This window comes from Micromonospora sp. NPDC051296 (assembly GCF_040682255.1).
GTDB classification, from domain to species: Bacteria; Actinomycetota; Actinomycetes; order Mycobacteriales; family Micromonosporaceae; genus Micromonospora; species Micromonospora craterilacus.
The window spans coordinates 1-2,271 of sequence record NZ_JBFBAO010000599.1 but is presented as its reverse complement, the minus strand read 5'-3'; the positions used below and the strand labels follow the sequence as shown (position 1 = coordinate 2,271).

General features: G+C 72.3%; 1 protein-coding gene and 1 pseudogene. Both read left to right on the top strand.

Annotation, left to right across the window (positions count from 1 at the left end; translation table 11 throughout):
• Positions 1-1,500 (top strand): histidine kinase (locus AB0M52_RS33375; RefSeq protein ID WP_363961833.1); only part of this gene is annotated, 1,500 nt, incomplete at its 5' end.
• A gap of 35 nt (positions 1,501-1,535) precedes the next feature.
• Positions 1,536-2,183: pseudogene (locus AB0M52_RS33370) on the top strand (response regulator transcription factor); the annotation flags it as partial.
• Positions 2,184-2,271 lie beyond the last annotated feature (88 nt).

Genomic DNA, 2,271 nt, shown 5'->3' with positions numbered 1-2,271 from the left:
GCTGCCGGCCCGGGCGATTTCCAGTGGCGGGAGCTGGTGGGTCCTCTCGCGCTGGCCGCCGCGGTCGCCGTGCGCCGGCGCTGGCCGCTGGCCGCCCTCGGCATCGCCGTGCTGCTGAGCGCGGTCGACCCGTGGAGCCCGATCGACCGTTTCACCCTCGCCGTGATGGTGTTGGCCTACCTCGCCGGCGGCCGGACGGCACCGGCACCGCCGCGGGTCGCGTTGTGGTGGTGGACCGCCGTCGCGGTGTCCGGCACGATGGTCAGCTTCGCGGTCAGCGAGGAGCACTGGCAGTGGTCCTACACCGTCGCCGTCACGCCGCTGCTGATCGCGTTCCCCTGGCTCGCCGCCCGCTACCTGCGGCAGCGCCGCGACTTGATGCTGGGTGGCTGGGAACTGGCCCGACACCTCGAGCGCGAGCAGCTGATCGTGGCCGACCGTACCCGGCTGCTCGAGCGGTCCCGGATCGCCCAGGACATGCACGACTCGCTCGGCCACGAGCTGAGCCTCATCGCGCTGCGAGCCGGCGCGCTGGAACTCGCCCCTGACCTGTCCGAGGAGCGCCGCGCCGCTGCGGGCGAGCTGCGGGTCGCCGCAGCCGAAGCGACGCAGCGGCTCCAGGAGATCATCGGGGTGCTGCGGGCGGATGGTGCCGCCGCGCCCACCGAGCCGGCCAACGAGGGCATCGAGGACCTGATCGCCCGGGCTAGCGCATCCGGGGCTCTGGTCGAGCTGCACCGGTTCGGCGCGCCGGTGGAAGTCTCCCCACTCACCGACCGCACCGCGCACCGCGTGGTGCAGGAGTCGCTCACCAACGCCACCAAACACGCGCCGGGCGCGGTGGTAACCGTCCAGCTCACCTACCAGGCCACCGACGTGCTGGTGACGGTCACCAACGGCGCGGTCGCGCCAGCCGAGCCGGCCTCGTGCCTGGCCAGCGGCGGCCACGGGCTGGCCGGGCTGCGGGAACGGGTCCGGCTGCTCGGTGGGACGCTGGAGGCCGGGCCGTGCGAGGGCGGCTTCCGGGTCGCCGCCAAGCTGCCCAACCGGCCCGCCCCGATCGACGGCGCCGCACCGGATTCACACCTTGCTCCGCACACCGGGTCGGCCGCCGAGACCGACGCAAGGCAGGCCCGGGCCGAGCGGCGGGCCCGGCGGGGCTCGCTAATCGTAGTCGGGCTGCCGATCGCGATCGGGGTGGTGATGGCCGCGACCGTGGGTGGATTCATCTTCCAGATGCTCAACTCGGTACTGCCGCCGGCCGACTTCGAGCGGCTCCAGGTCGGCCAGCCCCGGCAAGAGGCGTCCGCGCTGCTGCCGTCGGTCGAACTCAACGAGCTGCCTGGGGCCGTGCAGGACCTGCCGGTCCCGCACGGCGCGCAGTGCCACTACTACCTCTCCACTCACAATCTCCTGGCCGACGCCGATATCTACCGCGTCTGTTTCAGCGGTGACCGGCTGGTGTCCACCGACGTCCTGACGCCCGGGCAGGCCAATTGAGCCGAGCCAATTGAGCACAACGACCGAGGAGAGTGATGACGGAGAAGATCCGCGTCGTGCTGGCGGACGACGAGGCGATGGTCCGGGCCGGGATCCGGAGCATCCTCAGCATGGATTCGGCCATCGAGGTGGTCGCTGAGGCCGGCGACGGCAACGCCGCCGTGGAGTTGGTGCGCCGGCACCGGCCGCAGGTCGTTCTGCTGGACATCCGCATGCCACGGCTGGACGGGCTGGGTGCGGCCGCGGAGGTCCGAAGCGCCGTGCCGGGCACCGGCGTCATCATGCTGACCACGTTCTCCGAGGACGAGTACATCGCCCGGGCTCTGGCCGAGGGTGCCAGCGGCTTCCTGCTGAAGTCCGGCGATCCGCGGGATCTGCTGGCCGGCGTGCATGCCGTCGCCGAGGGGGCCGCGTTCCTGTCGCCAGCCGTGGCGGCGCGAGTGATCAGCACGCTCGGCGCCGGCCGGCTGTCCCGCGGCAAGGCCGCCCGCGAGCAGGCCGGCCAGCTCACCGAGCGGGAGCGCCAGGTGCTCGCGCTGGTCGGTGCGGGTCTGTCCAACGCCGAGATCGCCGATCGGCTGTTCCTGGTGGAAGGCACGGTCAAGAGCTACGTGAGCACGATCCTCACCCGGCTCAACGTCCGCAACCGCGTACAGGCGGCGATCATCGCGTACGAGGCCGGTTACCGAGCTGGCGTACTGGCGGACCTGTTCGGCCACCTGGCCGCCGAGGCTCGCCTGTGCGCCGATGGCGAGCACCGGCATGGTCAGC